The organism is Variovorax sp. GW821-FHT09B05, assembly GCF_059418265.1.
This window is the reverse complement of record NZ_JBWKPN010000001.1, coordinates 433,856-454,224: the sequence shown is the minus strand read 5'-3', so window position 1 is coordinate 454,224 and position 20,369 is coordinate 433,856. Positions and strand designations below refer to the sequence as shown.

General features: G+C 71.0%; 19 protein-coding genes. 12 read left to right on the top strand and 7 right to left on the bottom strand.

The window, feature by feature from the left end; genetic code table 11:
* The first annotated feature begins 12 nt into the window (after positions 1-12).
* The 5 genes from AC07RM_RS01905 (at position 13) to AC07RM_RS01885 (ending at position 5,027) form a co-directional block, all read left to right on the top strand.
* Complete coding sequence (locus AC07RM_RS01905; RefSeq protein ID WP_495332550.1) at positions 13-888, top strand: FadR/GntR family transcriptional regulator; 876 nt, start codon at positions 13-15, stop codon at positions 886-888.
* A 165-nt stretch (positions 889-1,053) separates the two neighbouring features.
* A complete protein-coding gene (locus AC07RM_RS01900) occupies positions 1,054-1,848 on the top strand; it encodes a CoA-transferase subunit beta (protein ID WP_495332548.1) in 795 nt (264 codons plus the stop codon).
* 11 nt (positions 1,849-1,859) lie between these two features.
* Positions 1,860-2,756 carry a CoA transferase subunit A gene (locus tag AC07RM_RS01895; protein WP_495332546.1) on the top strand — a complete coding sequence of 299 codons (897 nt, stop codon included), beginning with the start codon at positions 1,860-1,862 and terminating at the stop codon, positions 2,754-2,756.
* Positions 2,749-3,960, top strand: coding sequence for a CaiB/BaiF CoA transferase family protein (locus AC07RM_RS01890; protein ID WP_495332544.1), 1,212 nt, complete (start codon positions 2,749-2,751; stop codon positions 3,958-3,960). The genes AC07RM_RS01895 and AC07RM_RS01890 overlap by 8 nt, the downstream gene beginning before the upstream one ends.
* Positions 3,961-3,983: 23 nt before the next feature.
* Positions 3,984-5,027, top strand: a complete 1,044-nt coding sequence (locus AC07RM_RS01885) for a Bug family tripartite tricarboxylate transporter substrate binding protein (RefSeq protein ID WP_209539580.1) — start codon at positions 3,984-3,986, stop codon at positions 5,025-5,027.
* Between the two features lie 42 nt (positions 5,028-5,069).
* On the opposite strand, the gene AC07RM_RS01880 is transcribed toward AC07RM_RS01885, so the two are convergent.
* Complete coding sequence (locus tag AC07RM_RS01880) at positions 5,070-5,468, bottom strand: Zn-ribbon domain-containing OB-fold protein (RefSeq protein ID WP_495315175.1); 399 nt, start codon at positions 5,466-5,468, stop codon at positions 5,070-5,072.
* Positions 5,469-5,470: 2 nt separating this feature from the next.
* A complete protein-coding gene (locus AC07RM_RS01875; RefSeq protein WP_208513464.1) occupies positions 5,471-6,640 on the bottom strand; it encodes a thiolase family protein in 1,170 nt (389 codons plus the stop codon).
* Between the two features lie 191 nt (positions 6,641-6,831).
* Here AC07RM_RS01875 and AC07RM_RS01870 point away from each other — a divergent pair, with 191 nt between their 5' ends.
* The 7 genes from AC07RM_RS01870 to AC07RM_RS01840 are packed head-to-tail and all read left to right on the top strand — an operon-like array spanning position 6,832 to position 14,255.
* Positions 6,832-8,499: a long-chain-fatty-acid--CoA ligase gene (locus AC07RM_RS01870; protein WP_495332541.1), complete on the top strand. Its 1,668-nt coding sequence runs from the start codon at positions 6,832-6,834 to the stop codon at positions 8,497-8,499.
* 59 nt (positions 8,500-8,558) lie between these two features.
* Positions 8,559-9,332 (top strand): SDR family NAD(P)-dependent oxidoreductase, encoded by a 774-nt coding sequence (locus AC07RM_RS01865; RefSeq protein ID WP_093349409.1) that lies wholly within the window; start codon positions 8,559-8,561, stop codon positions 9,330-9,332.
* A gap of 14 nt (positions 9,333-9,346) precedes the next feature.
* Positions 9,347-10,384 carry a DUF7064 domain-containing protein gene (locus tag AC07RM_RS01860; RefSeq protein WP_495332539.1) on the top strand — a complete coding sequence of 346 codons (1,038 nt, stop codon included), beginning with the start codon at positions 9,347-9,349 and terminating at the stop codon, positions 10,382-10,384.
* Entirely contained in the window at positions 10,381-11,172 is a 792-nt protein-coding gene (locus AC07RM_RS01855; protein ID WP_495332537.1) for an enoyl-CoA hydratase/isomerase family protein, read from the top strand. The genes AC07RM_RS01860 and AC07RM_RS01855 overlap by 4 nt, the downstream gene beginning before the upstream one ends.
* A gap of 47 nt (positions 11,173-11,219) precedes the next feature.
* Entirely contained in the window at positions 11,220-12,086 is an 867-nt protein-coding gene (locus AC07RM_RS01850) for a MaoC/PaaZ C-terminal domain-containing protein (RefSeq protein ID WP_495332535.1), read from the top strand.
* A complete protein-coding gene (locus tag AC07RM_RS01845) occupies positions 12,083-13,090 on the top strand; it encodes an NADPH:quinone oxidoreductase family protein (protein WP_495332534.1) in 1,008 nt (335 codons plus the stop codon). The genes AC07RM_RS01850 and AC07RM_RS01845 overlap by 4 nt, the downstream gene beginning before the upstream one ends.
* A 28-nt stretch (positions 13,091-13,118) precedes the next feature.
* Positions 13,119-14,255, top strand: a complete 1,137-nt coding sequence (locus tag AC07RM_RS01840) for an acyl-CoA dehydrogenase family protein (protein WP_495332532.1) — start codon at positions 13,119-13,121, stop codon at positions 14,253-14,255.
* Between the two features lie 37 nt (positions 14,256-14,292).
* Here AC07RM_RS01840 and AC07RM_RS01835 read toward each other — a convergent pair whose 3' ends face one another.
* From AC07RM_RS01835 to AC07RM_RS01815, 5 genes are read right to left on the bottom strand one after another with little or no spacing between them, the layout of a single operon-like run.
* A complete protein-coding gene (locus tag AC07RM_RS01835) occupies positions 14,293-15,432 on the bottom strand; it encodes an acyl-CoA dehydrogenase family protein (protein WP_495332530.1) in 1,140 nt (379 codons plus the stop codon).
* The gene (locus tag AC07RM_RS01830; protein ID WP_495332528.1) at positions 15,429-15,797 is read right to left on the bottom strand and encodes a DUF6285 domain-containing protein; all 369 of its coding nucleotides are present in this window, start codon (positions 15,795-15,797) and stop codon (positions 15,429-15,431) included. Before AC07RM_RS01830 ends, AC07RM_RS01835 begins: the two co-directional genes overlap by 4 nt.
* A 17-nt stretch (positions 15,798-15,814) precedes the next feature.
* The gene (locus tag AC07RM_RS01825) at positions 15,815-16,819 is read right to left on the bottom strand and encodes a phosphotransferase family protein (protein WP_495332526.1); all 1,005 of its coding nucleotides are present in this window, start codon (positions 16,817-16,819) and stop codon (positions 15,815-15,817) included.
* A 1-nt stretch (position 16,820) separates the two neighbouring features.
* Positions 16,821-19,238: an acyl-CoA synthetase gene (locus tag AC07RM_RS01820; protein ID WP_495332524.1), complete on the bottom strand. Its 2,418-nt coding sequence runs from the start codon at positions 19,236-19,238 to the stop codon at positions 16,821-16,823.
* On the bottom strand, positions 19,235-20,368 hold the full coding sequence (locus AC07RM_RS01815; protein WP_495332522.1) for an acyl-CoA dehydrogenase family protein: 1,134 nt from the start codon (positions 20,366-20,368) through the stop codon (positions 19,235-19,237). Before AC07RM_RS01815 ends, AC07RM_RS01820 begins: the two co-directional genes overlap by 4 nt.
* Between the last annotated feature and the right edge of the window lies 1 nt (position 20,369).

Sequence of the window (20,369 nt, the reverse complement as noted above, 5' to 3'; positions counted from 1 at the left end):
GGAGGATTCCCCATGGACGCCAAAGAACCGTCGCCGCCCGCGGCCGACGCACGGAGCGCCAAGTTCCAGCCCATTCGTTCCGCGCGTGCCTTCGAGGAGATCGCCCAGCAGATCCGCGGCGAGCTGTCGCAGGGCCGGCTCAAGGTCGGCACGCGGCTGCCGTCGGAGCGCGCGCTGTCCGAGCAGTTCGGCGTGTCGCGCAACACGCTGCGCGAGGCGCTGCGCTCGCTCGAGCACGCGGGCCTGATCCGGCTGCAGAAGGGCGCCAGCGGCGGCGCCTTCATCAGCGGGCGCAGCGGCGACGCCATCGCCACCGGCCTGATGGACATGTACCACATGGGCGCGATCCAGCCGGCGCAGCTCACCGAGGCGCGCATTTGGCTCGAGTCGATCCTGGTGCGCGAGGCCTGCGCGCGCGCCACGCCCGCCGACCTCGAGGCGCTGGCCGCCAACATCGACGCCGCCGAAGAAGCGCTGCGGCGCGACGACTTCCCCGCGCGCGCGGCGACCAACCTCGAGTTCCACCGCATCCTCGCGCGCATGACCGGCAATCCGATCATGGTGATCGTGATGAACGGCGTGCTCAACGTGCTGGCCGAGTTCATCGGCCAGATCGGCCACGAGGAGAACGCCTACGTGCTGCCTTCGCGTCGCCGCTTCCTCAAGCACCTCGCGGCCAAGGACGCCGACGCGGCCGCGGCGGAGATGGAGTCCAGCCTCAAGCGGCTGCAGCGCAGCTACCTGTCGAAGGTAGGGGAGGACGCCGCGCAGGAGGCTCCGGCCGCCGCGCCGGCGCCGCGCAAGGCGGCGGCCAAGGCCCCGGCTGAAAAGCCGGCCGTGAAGGCGGCCGCGAAGTCAGCCACCCGCGCCACGAAGACGACGCGCTGAACCCGCGCGGCGCGCGGCGCCGCCCCTCGCCCGATCCGCCAAGGACCGCCCGCCGCAAGGCGCGCGGTCCTTTCTTCTTGCGCGCCCGGCAGGTGAAATCCGCTTGACAGTGCCATGGTTGATTCCTAGGATCAATTAATGGTTGAACCAAATATCAAGCAAACGATGCCGGTTGACGACGAGCCGTCGACCGGCGAGCTGCTCGCCGTGCTGCTGGCACGCGACTTCGCCGATGGCGAGAAGGTCATCATCGGCACCAACTCCGACATCCAGCTGGCCGCCTGCAACCTCGCGCGCGAGATGCAGGCGCCGCGGCTGTGGTGGATCTCGGGGCCCGGCGGCATGGTGAACCCGGTGCGCGACCACCTGCTGTCCACGGCCGACTCGGAGAACATCGAGTCGTCCGAGGCCTGGATGGACCTGCCGAACATGATCGATTTCATCGACTGGAAGATCCATTTCTTCGACTTCGCGATCCTCTCGGCGCTGCAGGTCGACCGCTTCGGCAACATCAACACGGTGGTGGTCGGCGACCAGGCCCGGCCCAAGGTGCGCGGCCCCGGCACGGTGGGCATCAGCGCGCTGTGCGGGCTCGCCAAGCGCTTCTACGTCGCGCTCACGCGCCACGATCCGGGCGCCTTCGTGCCGCGCGTCGACTTCCTCTGCGGACCCGGCCACATGGAAGGCGGCAATTCGCGCGAGGAGGCCGGCCTGCCGCCGGGCGGGCCTCGCCTGGTGGTGTCGCCGCTGGGCGTGTTCGACTTCGAGCCCGTGAGCAAGGCCATGCGCGTGCGCTCTATCCATCCGGGCGTGACGCTCGAGCAGATCCGCAAGGCCACCGGCTTCGAGCTGGTGGTGGAGGGCACGCCGCCCGTCACGCCCATGCCCGAGCCCGAGGAGCTGCGCCTGCTGCGCACCCGCGTCGACACGCGCGGCACCCTGCGCCGCAAGTTCCCCTGAAGAGACGAGCCATGAGCCCCACCAACAAAAGCAAGCTGACCACTCTCGACGAGGCCGTGTCGGTCATCCAGGACGGCCAGCGCGTCGGCCTGGGCGGCTGGATCTTCAATGCCCAGCCGATGGCGCTGGTGCGCGCGCTGATCCGCAAGGGCGCGCGCGACCTCGACCTGGTGCCCGCGCCCGGCTCGATCGCGCCGGACATGCTGATCGGCGCCGGCTGCGCGCGCAGCACCGCCTGCGTATTCATCAGCTTCGAGCAGTTCGGCCTCGCGCCGCACTTCCGCCGCCGCGCCGAGGCCGGCACGCTGAAGGTGTACGAGCTCGACGGGCCCGGCATCGCCGGAGGCTTGCGCGCCGGCATCTGCGACATGCCCTGGACCGCGATCCCCGACCTGGGCACCGACCTGCCGCGCCACACGCCCGAGCACTACTGGCCGCTGCCCTCGAAGCCCGGCGAACGCAAGATGCTCGCCGCCGCCGCGATCAAGCCCGACGTGTGCCTGCTCCATGCGCAGCAGGCCGACGAGTACGGCAACGTGCAGTACCTCGCGACGCCGTTCTTCGACGCGATGCTCGCGCAGGCCTCGCGCCACGTGATCGTCTCGGTGGACCGCATCGTGTCGTCCGACACCATCCGCCGCTCGAACCACCTGACCAAGCTGCCGAGCGTGATGGTCGACGCGGTGGTGGAAGCGCCCTATGGCGCCCATCCGAGCGCCTCGCCCACGCTGTACCGCGCCGACGAGCGCCACCTGCGCGAGTACGTGAAGGCGAGCGCCGACGACGCGGCCTTCGAGGCCTACCTCGCGCGCTATGCGCGCGGCACCGCGGCGCATGCCGGCTACCTCGACGCGCTCGGCGGCGCGCGCCTGGCCGGTCTCGCCGTGACGGAGAGCAACCTTGGCTGAGCCGACCGCCAACCCCGCCGCCGCGAAGCCCGGCGTGCTCGACGGCGTGCGCGTGCTCGACTTCACCGCGATGATGTCGGGCCCCTACTGCACGCGGCTGATGGCCGACCTCGGCGCCGAGGTCATCAAGGTGGAGCCGCCCGAGGGCGACCACATCCGGCTGCGGCCGCCGCGTCGCCAGGGCCGCAGCACCTACTTCGCGCAGCTCAACGCCGGCAAGAAGAGCCTCGCGCTCGATCTCAAGAAGCCCGAGGCGGTCGCGCTGGTGCGCGAGCTCGTCGGCCAGTGCGACGTGCTGGTGGAGAACTACCGCCCCGGCGTGATGCAGCGCCTGGGCCTCGACTACGCGACGCTCTCGGCGCTGAACCCGCGCCTGGTGTACTGCTCGATCTCGGGCTTCGGGCAGGAGGGTTCATGGTCGGGCCGCAGCGCCTACGCGCCGGTGCTGCACGCGGCCAGCGGCTACGACATGGCCAACCTCGACTACCAGGAGGGCGACGTCGAGCGGCCGCTGAAGAACGGCATCTTCGTGGCCGACGTGCTCGGCGGCTCGCTGGCCTTCGGCGCGATCCAGAGCGCGCTGTTCCGCGCCGCGCGCACCGGCGAGGGTGACCACATCGACCTCGCGCTGATGGACGCGATGCTGGGCCTGCTCGTCTACGAGTGCCAGGAGGCGCAGTTCCCGGCCGAGCGGCGCCGCCCGCTCTATCGCCCGACCAAGGCGAAGGACGGCTTCCTGCTGATCGCGCCCGTGAGCCAGAACAATTTCGAGGCGCTGGCGCGCGGCACCGGCCATCCCGAATGGATCACCGACGCGCGCTTCGCGACCAGCCAGGAGCGCGAGCACCACTGGGGCGCGTTGATGCAGCTGCTCGACGACTGGGCCGCCGATCGCAGCGCCGCGCAGTGCGAGGCCGAGATGAATGCCGCGGGCGTGCCGTGTTCGCGCTACTTCACCGTGCGCGAGGCGATGAAGCTGCCGCCGCTGGTGGAGCGCCAGGCCTTCCAGACCATCGACGACGGCGCCGGCGCGTTCCAGGTGCCCAACCCCGCCTTCCGCTTCGCCCGCACCGCGGCGCATGCGCGCGGCAGCGTGTCCGAGCTCGGTGCCGACGGCCCCGCGCTGCTGGGCAGCCTGCTCGGGCTCGGCGAGGAGCGGATCGCGGCGCTGCGCGAGAGCCGCGCGCTGCACGTGCGCGGCTGAGACACACAACGAAGGAGACAGACATGATGAACAGTTGGATGCGCCTGCCGGGAGTCGCCGGCAAGGCGAAGGGCCCGGTGCGCGCCGCGGCCCGGGGTTTCTGGGCCGCGTTGCTCGCGGCCGGCGCGCTCGCGCTGCCGCAGGCCGGCATCGCCCAGTCCGCGGCGTCGGATTTCCCGAACCGCCCGATCACCATCGTCGTGCCCTATCCGCCGGGCGGCACCACCGACGTGCTCGCGCGCGTGCTGCAAGAGCCGATGCAGCGCTTCCTCAAGCAGCCCGTGATCATCGAGAACAAGGCCGGCGCCTCGGCCGTGCTGGGCACCAAGTTCGTCGCCAAGGCGCCGGCCAACGGCTACACCCTGCTGTTCCCCAACAACGGCCTGGTGATCTCGCCGCAGGTCTCGAAGGAGGCCGACTACGCGCCGCTGAAGGACTTCGCACCGGTGTCGCTGGTGTCGCTGCAGCCGATGATCCTCGCGATCAATCCCTCGGTGCCCGCGAAGTCGGTGCAGGAGCTGATCGACTACGCGAAGGCCAATCCGCGCAAGCTCGATTTCGCGACCGCCGGGCCGGCCTCCTTCGGCCACCTCGCCACCGAGCTCTTCAGCCGGCGCGCCGGCGTCGAGATGACCCATATCCCCTACAAGGGCCAGGCCCCGACCACCCAGGCCATCCTGACCGGCGAGTCGAAGGTGCTGCTGAGCACGAGCTCGTCGCAGATGAATGCCTTCATCAAGGAGGGCAGGGTGCGCCTGCTCGGCGTGTCCTCGCTGCAGCCTTCGCCGCTCGCGCCCGGCGCGCCGCCGATCGCCAACACGCTGCCGGGCTTCAACCCCGAGGTCTGGTTCGGCCTGTTCGCCCCGGCGGGCACGCCGCGCGAGGTGGTGGCCCGGCTCAACGACGCGATCGTGAAGTCGCTGGCGCTGCCCGAGGTGAAGGAGAAGTTCGAGACCGCCGGGGCGGCGGCCACCGGCAGCACGCCCGAGCAGCTCGGGGCGCGGATCGCGGAGGAGTATGCGACGTGGACCTCGGTGATCCGCGAAGCCAATATCCGGACCGACTAGGCCGCGGCGATACCCGCGCGCGGCCCGATCGGGCCGCGCCTGTCAGGCCGGCGCAAACATCGGCACCGCGAACCCACCCTCCGCCGGCTTGAAACACACCTTCACGCGATCGCCGATGCGCAGCGCATCGAGATCGGCATCGACGATGTTGGTGAGCATCGTCACCCCTTCGTCGAGCGTGACGTAGGCGATCGCATAGGGGATCGGGCCGGCGCGGCGGGTCACGCTCACGCTGTAGATCGTGCCGAGACCGCTGGCGTCTTCCCAGGCGGTGTCGCCCAGGCAGTAGGGGCACAGCGCGCGCGGATACCAGTGGACCTTGGCGCAGGCGGTGCAGCGCTTGATGCGCAGCACGCCTTCGCGCGCGGCGTTCCAGTAGGCCTCGGTGGCGGCGTCGACGATCGGCGCGGCCAGCGCGCGTTCCTGATAGGGGGTGCTCATCTTCAGTTCCTTTCGAGGATCAGGGTGGCGCTGCCGTGGCGCGAGCCGAGCAGGCCGCCCGTGCCCTGCGCGAGCGCGAGGCCGCAGCCGGGGACCTGCACCTTCGGATGCGCCTCGCCGCGCAGCTGGCGCACGGCCTCGATGACCTTGGTGATGCCGCCGCGGTTGGCGGGATGGTTGTTGCACAGGCCGCCGCCATCGGTGTTGAACGGCAGCTTGCCGACGCCCGAGATCAGGTTGCCGTCGGCCACGAAGCGGCCGCCTTCGCCCTTGCGGCAGAAGCCCAGGTCCTCGAGCTGCATCAGCACGGTGATGGTGAAGCTGTCGTAGATCGAGGCGTACTGGATGTCGGCCGGCGTCACGCCCGCTTCGGCGAACGCGATCGGGCCCGAGACGGCGGCGCCCGAGTAGGTGAGGTCGAGCTGGCCATTGGCCTGGCCCTTCACGGTCTCGCCGGCGCCGAGCACGCTGACCACGGGCCGTGCGAGCGAGCGCGCGATCTCGGGGCGCACCACCAGCAGCGCGCCGCCGCCGTCGCTCACGACGCAGCAGTCGAGCTTGTGCAGCGGGTCGGAGATCATCGGCGAGGCCAGCACCTCCTCCACCGTGACGGGATCGCGCAGCATCGCGTTCGGGTTGTGCTGCGCATGCGCGGCGGCGGCGACCTTGATCCAGGCGAGCTGCTCGCTGGTGGTGCCGAACTCGTGCATGTGGCGCGCCGCGGCCAGCGCGTACATGTTGACCGTCACCGGTGCATAGGGCATTTCCCAGGCCACGTCGGGCGTGGCCGCGGTCACGTTGCGCGGGCCGGTGCCCACGCCGCTGGCCTCGCTGCGCGGGCGTCCCGCGAGCGTGATCAGCGCCACGTTGCACTTGCCCGCGGCGATGGCCTGCGCGGCATGCGAGACCTGCACCAGGTAGGCGGAGCCGCCGGTGTCGGTGCTGTCGACATGGCGCACCTTGAGGCCGAGGTAGTCGACCATGCTCAGCGGGCCCATGCCCGGCGCGTCGCCCGCGCAGAAATAGCCGTCGACGTCCTGCAGCGAAAGGCCGGCGTCGGCCAGCGCGCCGCGCGCGCATTCGGCATGCAGCTGCGGCACCGTCTTGTCGGGCGCCTTGCGCGTGGGGTGTTCGAAAGCGCCCGCGATGCAGGCCTGTCGCTTGATGCTCATTCCAATGGCTCCGTGTGATCGCCCGTTGCGGGCTCGGGGTGCGTCGCGCCGGCCGGATCATCGCCGTCCCGCCTTGACGCTGTGTCGCGAGGCTGATTATCATTGGTTCAACCAAAATAAATCAACAGGCAAATCGGCGGCGCTGTCTCTCGCGCGATGCCGCGGCCCGGCGAAGACCAAGGACGACAGCCATGACCCCGCACGATTCGAAGCATTGGCCGCGCACCCTGCCGCGCGACATCGACGTTCCGCCCACCAACCTGTGCGCGAACCTGCTGGTGTCCGCCATGCGTTCTCCGCAGCGCGCGGTGGTGGTCGACGATTTCGGCAGCCTGTCGTACGCGGCGCTGGTGGAGCAGGTGGAGCGCATCGCCGCCTTCCTGCAGAACGAGCTGGCGGTGCGGCTGGGCGACCGCGTGCTGCTCTACCTGCCCAACGGCCGTGGCTGGATCGCGGCCTACTTCGCGATCCTGCGCATCAACGCGGTGGTGGTGCCCGTCAACCCGATGAACAAGCGCGACGAGCTGCCGCACTACCTCGAGGACAGCGAGGCGGTGGTGGCCTTCTGCGGCGCGGACAACGTGGCGGAGCTGCTGGCGGTGCCGGGCGCGCACCGGCTGCGCCGCGTGGTGATCGTCGGCAGCCCGGGGCCGGTGGAGGACCTGGTGGAAGCCGCCGAGCCGTCGTCGGATGCGGCATCCGGCGCATCGCGCACCATCGGCCTGCGCCGCGTGCTGGCGGCCGCCGGCGCACCCGCCACCCCGCTCGAGCACCTGCCCGATGCGCTCGCGCTGATCCTCTACAGCTCGGGCTCCACCGGCGTGCCCAAGGGCTGCATGCACACGCACCGCACGCTCAACGCCAGCACGGTCGCGGTCGCGCACTGGATGGGCATGGTCCCGCATTCGGTGCAGCTGGTGGCGCTGCCGTACTTCCACATCACCGGCATGCAGAACCTGCTGAACGCGCCGATCTACGGCGGCGGCACGCTGGTGCTGATGAAGCGCTGGGACCGCGACCAGGCCGCGACACTGATCGCACGGCACCGGGTCAGCCACTGGACGGCGATGCCGACCATGGTGATCGACTTCCTCGCGAGCCCGCGGCTGGCCGAATACGACCTCAGTTCGGTCCGCCGCATCGGCGGTGGCGGCGCGGGCATGCCCGAGGCCGTGTGCGAGCGCCTGAAGCAGTTGACCGGCCTCGATTTCCTCGAGGGCTACGGGCTGTCGGAAACGGCGCATGTCTCGGGCAACCCGCCGCAGGCCTTCAAGCGCCAGTGCCTGGGCATGCCGCTGTTCGGCACCGACCTGCGCATCGTCGACCCCGAGACCCTGCGCGAGCTGCCGCCCGGCGAGGTGGGCGAGATCGTGATGTCGGGGCCGCAGGTGTTCGCGGGCTACTGGCGCAACGAGCAGGCCACACGCGCGGCGCTGCTGGAGATCGACGGGCGGCGCTTCGTGCGCAGCGGCGATCTCGGGCGGCGCGACGAGGACGGCTACTTCTTCATCGTCGACCGGCTCAAGCGCATGGTCAATGCCTCGGGCTACAAGGTCTGGCCGGCCGAGGTCGAGGCGATGCTGCACGAGCACCCGGCCATCGCCGAGGCCTGCGTGATCGCCGCGCACGATCCCTACCGCGGCGAGACCGTGAAGGCGGTGGTGGTGCTGCGCGAGGCGCATGCGGGCCACGTGCGCGAGGCCGACGTCATCGAATGGGCGAAGCAGAAGATGGCCGCCTACAAGTACCCGCGGCTGGTCGAGTTCGTGCGCGAGCTGCCCAAGTCGCCGACCGGAAAGATCGCCTGGCGCCAGCTGCAGGACGCCGAGCGCGCGAAGGCCGCGATGGCGTCCGCCTGAGCGAACCGCATCGCCTCGTACATCCAGTTCAACCCCCATCCATCATCCAACGGAGACCTATGCAGAACCTCGTCAATCTCGAAGGCCGAACCATCGTCGTGACCGGCGCCGGGCAGGGCATCGGCAAGGCGATCGCGACGCTCGCCGTGGAGCTCGGCGGCAACGTCGTCGCGCTCGACCTCAACCCCGACACGCTGGGCACGGCAATGTCCGCGCTGCCCGCCAACCGCGTGCAGCAGGTGGTCGGCAGCGTGACCGACGCGGACCTCGCCGCGCGCGCCGTCGCCGAGGCCGTGGAGCGCTTCGGCGGCGTGCATGGCCTGGTGAACAACGCCGGCATCACGCGCCCCGCCATGATCGAGAAGATGACGCCGCAGCAATGGCAGGAGGTGATCGACGTGCACCTCACCGGCACCTTCTACTGGCTGCAGGCCGTGGGCCGCCACATGGTGGCGCGCGCGAAGGCGGGCGACACCAGCGGCGGCGCCATCGTCAACATCTCCTCCGACGCCGGCCGCAAGGGCTCGATCGGCCAGGTCAACTATGCGGCCGCCAAGGCCGGCATGCTGGGCGTCACGATGACGGCGGCGCGCGAATGGGGCCGCTACAACATCCGCACCAACTCGATCTGCTTCGGCGTGGTCGAGACCCCGATGACCGAGGTGGTGCGCGGCGAGAAATTTCGCGACGGCATGCTCGCGCAGATTCCGCTGGGCCGCTGGTCCACGCCCGAGGAGGTGGTCAAGACGGTGTGCTTCCTGATGTCGGACGCGGCCTCCTACATCACCGGCCAGCACCTGGGGGTCAACGGCGGCTTCCACATCAGCCTGTAGGTACGGGGCGAACCATGTACATGCCGCCCCACAGCAAGCTGCGGCTCGATCCGCAGGACGAGTACAACCACGTGCCCGAGGCCGTGTCCAACTACAACGAGAGCGCGTACTTCAATGCCTTCGACAGCGCGCGCGGCATCGGGGCCTGGATGCGCCTGGGCAACCGGCCGCACGAGGGGCATGCCGAGCTCAGCTGCTGCGTCTACCTGCCCGACGGGCGCGTGGGCTTCATGCACCAGCGGCCGAAGATCGAGCACAACGAGACCCTGGACGCGGGCGGCATGCGCTTCGAGGTGGTCGAGCCCTTCAGGCACCTGCGCGTGCGCTACGAGGGCGAGCTGCTGCTGATGGACGACCCGCATGCGATGGCCGACCCGAGCAGCGCCTTCAAGCGCTATCCCAAGCGGCCCGCCTCGATCGCGCTCGACTTCCGCGGCGTTTCGCCGATGCACGGCGGCGAGATCGTTGCGCTCGACGGCAGCCCGATCGTGCTGGACCCCGAGCATGCGGTGTACCGCGGCCACATCGAGCAGAACATGGCGGTGGCCGGCCACATCGCGGTGGACGGCCTGCGCTTCGAGATCGCGGGGCACGGCTACCGCGACAAGTCCTGGGGCCCGCGCCACTGGCACAGCTTCTACTGGTACAAGTGGCTGCCCGTGACCTTCGACGATGACTTCGGCGTGCTGCTGTCGATCAAGGGCCGCAAGGGGCAGCCGAACCACGTGAGCGGCAACGTGCTGCGCGACGGCCGCTACGAACCGGTGATCGACGGGCGCATCGAGACCGATTACGACGCGCAGCACTATCCGCGCGCCTTCACCGCGCAGGTCCGTACGGCCGAGCGCAGCTACACCCTGACCGGCAAGGTCGGCGCGCTGGTGCCGCTGCGGCATCGCCGCGCGGCCGGCGGCACCGGCGACTACACGCGCATCACCGAGGGCATCACCGAGTACCGCTGCGAAGGGCGTAGCGCGCTGGGCATGTCGGAGTACTGCGACCTGATGGTGGACGGCGTGCCGATCTCGGTGCGCGAGACGGAGGCGCGATGAAGACCCTCGACTACCGGCTCGACGACGGCGTGGCGACGCTCACGCTCAACCGTCCCGAGGCGAAGAACGCGCTCGATCCGACGATGGCCGACGAACTCGGCGAATGCCTCGCCGCGATCCGCGCCGACGAGGCCGTGCGGGTGCTGGTGCTCGCCGGTGCCGGCGGCGCGTTCTGCGCGGGCGGCGACGTCAAGGCCATGGGGCAGGGCGGACCACGCACACCCGAGCAGCGGCGCGCCGGCATGGCGCGCTACACGCGCATCTGCACCGAGCTCATGGCGCTGGACCGCCCCGTGATCGCTGCCGTCGACGGCGTGGCCTACGGCGCGGGTTTCAGCCTGGCGCTGATGTGCGACATCGTGCTGCTCTCGGAACGCGCGCGCCTGTGCATGGTGTTCCAGCGCATCGGCCTCGTGCCCGACATGGGGGCCTTCTACACGCTGCCGCGCGTGGTGGGCCTGCAGCGCGCGAAGGAGCTGATCTTCTCGGCGCGCGAGATCGATGCGGCCGAGGCGCTGCGCCTGGGCCTGGCGATGGAGGTCCTGCCCGCCGAGGCGCTGGCGGCGCGCGCGCAGGCGATCGCGCGCAGCTTCGCGGGCGCTTCGCCGGTGGCGATGAGCATCGCCAAGCGCGCCCTGCAGGCCTCGCTCGGCAGCGACCTCCAGACGCTGCTCGAGATCGAGTCGTCCGGCCAGGCGCTGGCCTCGAACAGCGACTACGCGAAGGAGGCGGTGCGGCGCTTCGCGGCGCGCGAGCCCGCGCAGTTCCGCTGGCCGCCTGTCGCGTGAAGCGCGGCGACCTCGACAGATTCACCGACACGACAAGGCAAGCGACGATGCTCGACTATCAGAAGGCCCGCGACTGGCAATCCGGCGAGGTGCGCCACGACTACGCACCGAGGGACACCATGCTCTATGCGCTCGGCCTCGGCCTGGGCGCCGATCCGCTCGACGAAAGGCAACTGCGCTTCGTCTACGAGAAGGAACTCGCGGCGCTGCCGACCATGGCCGCGGTGCTGGCTTCGCCGGGTTTCTGGATGCGCGAGCGGCGCGAGATCGGCATCGACTTCATGAAGCTGGTGCACGGCGAACAGGCGCTGCGCCTGCATGCGCCATTGCCGCCGTCGGGCACGGTGCTCGGGCGCACGCGGGTCACGCGCGTGGTCGACAAGGGCGAGGGCAAGGGCGCGGTGCTGCATGTGGAGAAGGAACTGGCCGATGCCGAGGGCCGGGCGCTCGCCACCGTCGAGAGCGTGTATTTCCTGCGCGGCGACGGCGGCTTCTCCCAGGCCGACGGGCGCAGCGACGAAGCTGCCGCGCCGGCACCGGCCACGCCCGAGGTCGCGCCCGAACACGTGCTGGACCTGCCCACGCGGCCCGACCAGGCGCTGCTCTACCGGCTCTCGGGCGACCTCAACCCGCTGCATGCCGAGCCGGCCTTCGCGGCCAAGGTGGGCTTCGCGAAACCGATCCTGCATGGCCTCGCGACCTGGGGCATCGCGGGCCGGGGCCTGCTCGAGGCGCATGCCGGCCTCGATCCGGCGCGGCTGGTGGCGATGCGCGCGCGCCTGTCGGCGCCGGTCTATCCGGGCGAGACCATCCGCCTCGAGAGCTGGCGCAACGGCAACGAGGTGGCGTTCCGCGCCCGCGTGCTCGAGCGCGATGTGCTGGTGTTGACGCACGGCCGCGCCGAGCTGCGATGAAGGCCTGGCGCGTCGAGGCGATCGGCGATCCGGCCGGCCTGCGCCTCGTCGACGTGCCCCTGCCCGAACCGGCCGCCGACGAGTACCTCGTGAAGGTCGAGGCGGCGGGCCTCAACTTCCTCGACACCCTGCTGGTCGAGGGTCGCTACCAGGTGCGGCCCGCGCTGCCGTTCACGCCTGGCATGGAGGTGGTCGGCACCGTGGTCGGCGGGCCCGAGACGGGGCTGCGCGTGGCGGCCGCGACGCCGTCGGGGCGCTTCGGTGGCTTCGCGGAGTACGCGCTGGTGCCGCGCGCCGAGGCGGTGGTGCTCGAGGCCGACGTGCCGCCCGGCGTGGCGCTCGCATTGCGCGGCAACTATCCCACCGCGCTGTACGCGCTGCGCCATGCGGGCCGCCTGGCGGCCGGCGAGACCCTGCTGGTGCACGCGGGCGCGGGCGGCGTGGGCAGCGCGGCCGTGCAGTTGGGCAAGGCCATGGGCGCGCGCGTGATCGCCACGGCGGGCAGCGACGCCAAGCGCGAGCTCTGCCGCGCGCTGGGCGCGGATGCGGTGGTCGACTACGGCGATGCCGGCTGGGTCGACGCGGTGCGTGCGCTCGCCCCGCGCGGCGTGGACCTCGTCTTCGATCCGGTGGGCGGCGAGGTCGGTGCGCAAAGCGCGCGCTGCCTCGGCTTCGGCGCGCGGCTGCTGGTGGTCGGCTTCGCCGGCGGTGCGCTCACGCAACTGCCGGCCAATAGGCTGCTGCTCGCCAATGCCTCGGCCATCGGCGTGCTGTGGGGCGAGGTGCGCAAGCGCGAGCCGGCCCTGGCGAGCCGGCTGGCGCAGGAGATCCGCGACTGGTGGCGCGAAGGGCGCCTGCGCCCGCTCGAGGCCACGGTCTTCGACTTCGCGCGGCTGCCCGAGGCGCTGGCCGCCCTGGCGCAGCGGCGCACCTGCGGCAAGGCGATCCTCAGGATGTCCCCGATGTCGCCGACGGAACGTGCAGGATCGAGTTCGCTTGCGTAGAATCAATGGTTCTACCAAAGGAGACATGATGGACTTCAACCTGCCCGCCGACGCCGAGGAGATGCGCGTCGCCACGCGAGACGCCGTCGACGCGCTGCTCAAGCTCGAACCGCGCTACCACGAGACCGGGGAAGTGCCCGAGCAGGTCGAGAGCACCCTGCGCGAGATGGGCTTCTACGGCATGGCGATCCCCGAGGCCTACGGCGGCATGCCCGTGGACCACCTCACGAGCGTGGCGGTGCAGCTGGAGCTCGCGCGGCTGCCGCCGCAGTTCTGGCCCTTCGTGCGCTCGGCCATCGGGCCCGGCGTGCACATCATCGTGGACCACGGCAGCGAGGCCCTCAAGAAGAAGTGGCTGCCCGAGATCGCCTCGGGCCGCTCGCGCAACTGCATCGCGATCACCGAGCCGCATGCGGGCTCCGACGCAGCGCGGATGCTGACCTCCGCCAGGCGCGAGGGCGATCACTACGTGCTCAACGGCACGAAGACCTTCATCTCGAACGCCAACCACGCGCATTCGATCACCGTGCTGGCCTCGACCGACCGCGCGGCCGGCAAGCATGGCATCTCGGCCTTCCTGCTCGACACCACCACGCCGGGCTTCGAGGTGGCGCGCACCATGCCGACCATGGGCTGGATGGACGACAGCCTCTGCGAGATCACCTTCACCGACTGCCGCATCCCGGTGGAGAACCTGCTGGGCGAGGAGGGCCGCGGCCTCTCGTACGCGATGTCGGGGCTCAACGAGGGCCGCCTCAACGTGGGCTGCCAGGCACTGGGCCCGGCGCAGATCGCGCTCGACGAGACCATCGAGCATGCGCGCACGCGCGTCACCTTCGGGCAGGCGCTGGCCGAGCACCAGGCGATCCAGCACATGATCGCCGACATGGCGATGGACCTGCATGCCGCGCGCATGGTGCTGTTCGAGGCCGTGTGGCGCGCCACGCGCGGCGAGGATGCGCGCATGAAGGCCTCGATGGTGAAGGTGATCTGCACCGAGGCGGCCTGCCGCATCGCCGACAAGGCGCTGCAGATCTTCGGCGGCTCGGGCTACTGCCGCGGCACCATCGTCGAGCGCGTGTACCGCGACCTGCGGGTGCTGCGCATCTACGAGGGGGCCTCGGAGATCCACCGCAACATGATTGCGCGGCAGTTGCTGGCTTGAAGCAAGGCCGGGGCGGGCGCGACGCCCGCGCCCGGCTTCAGCGCATGAGTTCGCGCGCGATCACCACGCGCTGGATCTGGTTGGTCCCCTCGAAGATCTGGTTGAGCTTGGCGTCGCGCATCATCTTCTCGACCGGATAGTCCCTCACGTAGCCGTAGCCGCCGAAGACCTGCACCGCGTCGGTCGTGACCTTCATCGCGACGTCGCTCGCGAAGCACTTGGCCATGCTCGCGAACTTGGGCAGCGCGGCCCAGTCGCCGGTGTCGGCCAGGCGCGCGGTCTCGTAGACCAGGCAGCGCGCGGCCTCGATCTGCATCGCCATGTCGGCCAGCATGAACTGGATGCCCTGGAACTCGATGATGGCGCGCTTGAACTGGCGCCGCTGCTTGGCATAGGCCAGCGCCGCGTCGAGCGCGCCCTGCGCCAGCCCGACCGAGGCCGCGGCGATGGCGGGGCGGTTGAGGTCGAGCGCGCGCATCGCCGAGCGAAAGCCCCTGCCTTCCTCGCCGAGGCGGTTCTCGGCCGGCACGCGCACGTTGTCGAGGTAGATCGGCACGTTGATCGTGCCCTTCATGCCCATCTTGCGCTCGTTGCGCCCGAAGCTCAGGCCCTTGCTGTTCTTCACGTCGACGATGAAGGGGCTGATGTCGTCGGCGCCGCCGCCTTCGCCGGTTTTGGCGAAGACCAGGATGTAGTCGGCGCGGCTGCCGAAGGTGCACCACTGCTTCTGGCCGTTGAGCACGTAGCTGTCGCCGTCGGCCACCGCGCGCGTGCGCATGCCGCCCACGTCGCTGCCGCAGTCCGGTTCCGACAGCGCGATCGCCGTCACCGTGCGGCCCTCGGCCAGCAGCGGCAGGAAGCGATGCTTCTGTTCCTCGGTGCCGAAGTGCATCAGCGGCAGCGCGAACATGGTGTTCATGCCGGCCATCAGCGCGCACGATTCCGACACGCGCGAGATCTCCTCGCGCGCGATGCACACCATCGTGAGGTTGGCGCCGGGGCCGCCGTAGGCCTCGGGCACCCACAGCTGCAGCAGCCCCATGTCGCCGTAGATCGGGATCAGCTCCTCGGGAAAGCGGTCGTTCTCGTCGATCTCGGCGGCGATGGGCGCGACATGGCGCTCGACCATGCGGCGCACGCCGTCGCGAAAGGCGATCTGTTCTTCGGTGAAGTTCATGGGGGGAGGTCCTTGGTGATCCAGCGGGGGTTGTTGATGGCCAGCGCTTCGGCCAGCGCGGCGCGCAGGTGCGCCGCGACGCCGGGCGCGTCGGGGTCGAGCCGGCCGTCGCGCAGCGCATCGGCCAGCGCGAGGGAAGGGGAGGCGGGGAAGCTATCGCCCTGCAGCAATGCGAGCAGGCGCTCACGCGCTGCCGCGTCGTGCGCGGCGCCGAGCCGCAGCTCGCGCTCGACGATGCGCAGCACGTTGATCGCGATGCGGGTCTGGAAGCGGTGGTAGCCCTCGAGCGAGGGCATCAGCTCGTCCTCGAGATAGCGCGCGGTCGCCGCGAGCAGGGTGGGGGCGGGCGGTACGCTGTCGGACATGGCCGCGGCTCCTTTCTTCAACGATCGACGAGCTGGAAGAAGTCCCACAGCGGCTCTTCCATGCGCCGGCCCACGGCGCACAGCTCGAGGCTCGCGGGCGTGCCGTCGTCGCGCGTGGCGAGGCCGCGGCGCACGCAGCCGATGGCCCACTTGAGGTTGGAGAAGGCCTCCCAGAAGCGCACGCGCGCGGGATCGACAGGCGCGCCGCCGGCGCGCTCGTAGGCCGCGTACAGGTCCTCGCGCGCACCGAAGCCGCCGACCTCGGGCGCGGCGCCGAAGCGCCAGGTCCGCATGCAAAGCACGCCGAGGTCCTGCATCGGATCGCCGCGGCGCGCGATCTCCCAGTCGAGCACGCAGCGGATGCCCTCGGGCCCGACGATCAGGTTGCCGGTTCGGAAGTCCGCATGCACCAGCGCGTCGGCGTCGTCCGTGGGCAGGTGGCGGCGCACCCATTGCAGCGCGAATTCGAGCGCGGGATGACGAAAGCCCGTGGCATCGAGCAGGCCCGCGTACACCGCGAGTTCCTGCGCGGGCGAGAGCCGCTGCAGGAAATCCAGTCCCGTGGTGGGCATGCGATGGATCGTCGCGAGGATCCGTCCGGCCTGTTCCGCCATCGCGGCGCGTGCGCCGGCATGCGCGGGATCGGAGACCAGCTTGCGTCCCAGCGTCTCGCCTTCCACATGTTCGGTGATGTACCCGCGCCCGAGGCCGTCGTGCAGGTCGAGGATGGCGCGCACCCTGGGCGCCGGCACGCCGTGGCTGCGCGCGGCGATCATCAGCCGCGCGTCGTCGGCGGCATCGAGCTTGGGCGCCGACGATTCCTTCCTCTCGGGCGCGGCCGCGGGCGCCTGCTGCAGGATCAGCGCAAGCCGGCCGTCGGCGGTCGCGAGCTCGAAAGACCAGGTGGTCTTGGTCGCGCCGCCCGTGAGGCGGCGCAGCGCCTCGACGCGGCCGTGCAGGCCCGCATGGCGGCCCAGCGCTGCGGCGAGCCGTTGCGCCATCGCTTCCGTGGCGGGTTCCATCTCAGATCCTGCGGCCGGCGCCTTGCCAGAACGGGTCGCGCAGGCGGCGCTTGAAGATCTTGCCGCTGTCCTCGCGCGGCAGCGTCGCGTGGAAATCGATGCGGCGCGGGACCTTGTACCGGGCCAGCCGCTCGGCGAGGAAGGCGCGGATCGCTTCCGCGTCGGGCGCGGCGCCGGGCATGCATTCGATGGCCGCGGCCAGCGACTCGCCCATCTCGTCGTCGGGAATGCCGAACACCGCGCAGTCGCGTACCGCGGGGCATTGCAGCAGCACGGCTTCGATCTCGGCCGGATAGATGTTCACGCCGGCCGAGATCACCATGTCGGCGCGGCGGTCGCACAGGTAGAGGTGCTCGTCCTTGACGTAGCCCACGTCGCCGCAACTGATCAGCCCGTCGCGCTCGACCTCGCGGCGCTTCTCGGGATGGTTGTGGTACGTGAAGTCGGCGTAGGCCGGCACGCGCACGAAGATCTCGCCGACCTCTCCCGGTGCGACCGGGCGGCCGTCCTCGCCGTAGAGCGCCATGCGCGCGCCGGGCGTCAGCCGGCCCACGCTGCCCGGAAACTCCAGCCAGTCCTGCGGCGTGCTCAGCGTGGCGGTGCCGACCTCGGTGCCGCCATAGGTCTCGTAAACCACCGGTCCCCACCAGTCCATGAGCGCGCGCTTGGTATCGGGCGCGCAGGGCGCGCCGGTGTGGGTGACCCAGCGCAGCGAGCCCAGGTCGTAGCGGCGGCGCACCGCCTCGGGCAGCTTGAGCATGCGCACGAACATCGTGGGCACGGCCACCATGTGGCTGATGCGGTGGCGTTCGATCGCGGCGAGCACGGCCTCGGGATCGAACTTGGTCTGCATCGCCAGCAGCTCGCAGGCCGGCAGCGCCTGGCGTGCGTAGGCATTGGGCGAGGCGTGGTACAGCGGCCCCGCGATCAGCGCGCGCACGCCCGGCTGCAGGCCATATACGCTGCGCAGCAGTTCGACATAGGCGCGTGCTTGCTCGGGCGTGGCCGCCTCGCGCCGCACGCCCTTGGCGCGGCCGGTGGTGCCCGAGGTGTAGATCATGGTGGCGCGGCTACGCATCGGCGGGCCGTCCCAGGGCGCGAAGCCCGCGAGCCAGGCGTTCCATTCGAACGCATCGGTCGGTGGCGCGGCATCTTCCTCGGTCAACGAGAAGGCGCGCATTGCCTCAGGTGGCGTCGGTACTGTCACGACGATGATGTCCGCGGGGATGCGGTCGCGCACCGGTGCGAGCAGGTCGGCGTGGCCCATGAGCACGCGCGGGCGCGCGTCCTCGACGATGTAGAGCACCTCCTCGGGTTTGCCGTGCCAGTTGATGGGCACGGCGTAGGCGCCGAGCGCGGCCGCGGCCTGCTGCGCCTCGAGGAAGGCGAAGTCGTTGCGCAGCAGCAGTGCCACCGCGTCGCCCTCGAGCACGCCGAGCGCGTCGAGGCCGCGTGCGGCCTGCAGGGCGCGGCGGGTCAGCAGGTCGCGTTCCATGGCGCGCCCGTCGAGGATCACCTGGCTCATGTCGTCGTGTCTCCGGTGGGGGGCGAACGGCGGCTCCGTCCACCAGGGGTAGGGCGCGGGCATGCCGGTGCTGACGGCATCCGGAAAGCGCGCGGGCCGCTTCTCGCGGAACGAGGCCACGCCCTCGGCCGCGTCGGCCGAGGCGCCGCGCGAGCGCAGTGCGGCGCTTTCGAGGCGATGGGCCTCCATCGGATGCGGCGCGCCGAGCATGCGCCACATCAGTTGCCGCGTGAGCGCGACCGACACCGGTGCCGCATGCGTGGCGATCTCCGCGGCCAGCGATTGCGCGCGTGCCAGCAGCTCGCCGGGTTCGCACAGTTCGCTCACGAGCCCGCCCGCGCGGGCTTCCTCGGCATCGAAGACATGGCCGCCCATGCTCCATTCCAGCGCCTTCGAGATGCCGGCCACGCGCGGCAGGAACCAGCTCGCGCAGGCATCGGGCACGATGCCGCGGCGCGCGAAGACGAAACCGAAGCGCGCGTCGCGCGAGGCGATGCGGATGTCCATCGGCAGCAGCATCGAGGCGCCGATGCCGACCGCCGCGCCGTTCACGGCGGCGATCAGCGGCTTGGTGCTCGCGAACAGGCGCAGCGCGAGCACGCCGCCGCCATCGCGGCCCGGCTCCTCGCCGGATTCGGCGTCGCGCGCGGCCGCGGCCGGGTCGAAGGCCTGCGCGCCTTCCGACAGGTCGAAGCCGGCGCAGAAGGCACGGCCCGCGCCGGTGATCACGATGGCGCGCACCGCGTCCTGCGCATCCACGAGGTCGAGTGCCTGGCACAGCTCGCGGCGCATGGCGCGCGTCATCGCGTTCATGCGCTCGGGGCGGTGCAGCGTCAGCGTGAGCACCGGGCCCGACAGGTCCCAGCGCAAGGTCTCGAAAGTGGGACCGCTCATGCCATCGCCGCCAGCCGCGCCGACTGCGCGTCGACATCGCCGAAGAGCTGGTCGAGCAGCGCGAGGCGGCGCAGGCAATGGCCCACCGTGTACTCCTCGGTCATGCCGATGCCGCCGTGCAACTGGATCGCGGCGTGGCACAGGCTGCGGCCGTGGCGGCCGATCATGAGCTTGGCGCGCGCGAGGTCGGCGCGCGCGCCGGGTGCGTCGAGATCGTCGGCGGCGACCGCCGCCACCAGCGCCATGCTGCGACACATCTCGAGGCTCACGAGCATTTCCGCCGCACGGTGGCGCAATGCCTGGTTCTCGCCGATCAGACGGCCGAACTGGCGGCGCGTCTTCAGGTAGTCGACGGAAAGCCGGTAGGCCGACTCCATGAGGCCGACGGCATCGGCGCAGACCGCGGCGGTGCCGGCGGCCAGCGTTCCCTCGAGCGCGCGCAGCGCGGTGGCGGCATCGTGCGGATCGTGCAGCGGCAGCACGGTGGCGGATTCGAAGCGCAGTTCGCCGGCCGGCGTGTCGTCGACCAGGCGATGGGCACGGCAATGCACGCCCGGGTCGTCGGCATCGACCAGGAACAGGGCGAGGCCCTGCGCATCGTCGGGTGCGCCCGCCACGCGCGCGCTGACCACGACATGGTGGGCGGCCGTGGCATGCAGCACGTTGCATTTCGCGCCGTCGAGCCGCCAGCGTTCGCCATCGCGGCGCGCGACGATCTCGATCCACAGCGGGGCCTGGTGCCCGGCCGCTTCGTCGTGGGCCCAGGCCAGGCGGACTTCGCCGCTGGCCACGCCGGGCAGCAGCCGCGCCTGCAGGGCGTCGTCGCCCGCGAGCCGCAGCGCGGTGGCGCCGAGCACGACCGAGGCGAGAAAGGGCTCGAGCGACAGCGCGCGGCCGAGTTCCTGCATCACCGGCAGCAGGTCGACGGCGCCGCCGCCGAAGCCGCCGTGGGCCTGCGGCAAGGGCAGGGCGGTCAGGCCCAGCTCGGCCAGTTGTCGCCACACCGCTTCGCTCCAGCCGGCGGGCGTGGCGGCGATCGCGCGGCGCTGCTCGAAGCCGTAGACATCGCCGAGCAGGCGCGAGAGGCTGGCCTGCAGCGCCTGCTGCTCTTCATTCAGTTCGAAGTTCATG

Bases quoted from the DNA above. Each gene is read 5' to 3' on its own strand.
- AC07RM_RS01905 (WP_495332550.1), top strand. From the start codon at position 13: ATGGACGCCAAAGAACCGTCGCCGCCCGCGGCCGACGCACGGAGCGCC.
- AC07RM_RS01900 (WP_495332548.1), top strand. From the start codon at position 1,054: ATGCCGGTTGACGACGAGCCGTCGACCGGCGAGCTGCTCGCCGTGCTG.
- AC07RM_RS01895 (WP_495332546.1), top strand. From the start codon at position 1,860: ATGAGCCCCACCAACAAAAGCAAGCTGACCACTCTCGACGAGGCCGTG.
- AC07RM_RS01885 (WP_209539580.1), top strand. From the start codon at position 3,984: ATGATGAACAGTTGGATGCGCCTGCCGGGAGTCGCCGGCAAGGCGAAG.
- AC07RM_RS01880 (WP_495315175.1), bottom strand. From the start codon at position 5,468: ATGAGCACCCCCTATCAGGAACGCGCGCTGGCCGCGCCGATCGTCGAC.
- AC07RM_RS01875 (WP_208513464.1), bottom strand. From the start codon at position 6,640: ATGAGCATCAAGCGACAGGCCTGCATCGCGGGCGCTTTCGAACACCCC.
- AC07RM_RS01870 (WP_495332541.1), top strand. From the start codon at position 6,832: ATGACCCCGCACGATTCGAAGCATTGGCCGCGCACCCTGCCGCGCGAC.
- AC07RM_RS01865 (WP_093349409.1), top strand. From the start codon at position 8,559: ATGCAGAACCTCGTCAATCTCGAAGGCCGAACCATCGTCGTGACCGGC.
- AC07RM_RS01860 (WP_495332539.1), top strand. From the start codon at position 9,347: ATGTACATGCCGCCCCACAGCAAGCTGCGGCTCGATCCGCAGGACGAG.
- AC07RM_RS01855 (WP_495332537.1), top strand. From the start codon at position 10,381: ATGAAGACCCTCGACTACCGGCTCGACGACGGCGTGGCGACGCTCACG.
- AC07RM_RS01850 (WP_495332535.1), top strand. From the start codon at position 11,220: ATGCTCGACTATCAGAAGGCCCGCGACTGGCAATCCGGCGAGGTGCGC.
- AC07RM_RS01845 (WP_495332534.1), top strand. From the start codon at position 12,083: ATGAAGGCCTGGCGCGTCGAGGCGATCGGCGATCCGGCCGGCCTGCGC.
- AC07RM_RS01840 (WP_495332532.1), top strand. From the start codon at position 13,119: ATGGACTTCAACCTGCCCGCCGACGCCGAGGAGATGCGCGTCGCCACG.
- AC07RM_RS01835 (WP_495332530.1), bottom strand. From the start codon at position 15,432: ATGAACTTCACCGAAGAACAGATCGCCTTTCGCGACGGCGTGCGCCGC.
- AC07RM_RS01830 (WP_495332528.1), bottom strand. From the start codon at position 15,797: ATGTCCGACAGCGTACCGCCCGCCCCCACCCTGCTCGCGGCGACCGCG.
- AC07RM_RS01825 (WP_495332526.1), bottom strand. From the start codon at position 16,819: ATGGAACCCGCCACGGAAGCGATGGCGCAACGGCTCGCCGCAGCGCTG.
- AC07RM_RS01820 (WP_495332524.1), bottom strand. From the start codon at position 19,238: ATGAGCGGTCCCACTTTCGAGACCTTGCGCTGGGACCTGTCGGGCCCG.
- AC07RM_RS01815 (WP_495332522.1), bottom strand. From the start codon at position 20,368: ATGAACTTCGAACTGAATGAAGAGCAGCAGGCGCTGCAGGCCAGCCTC.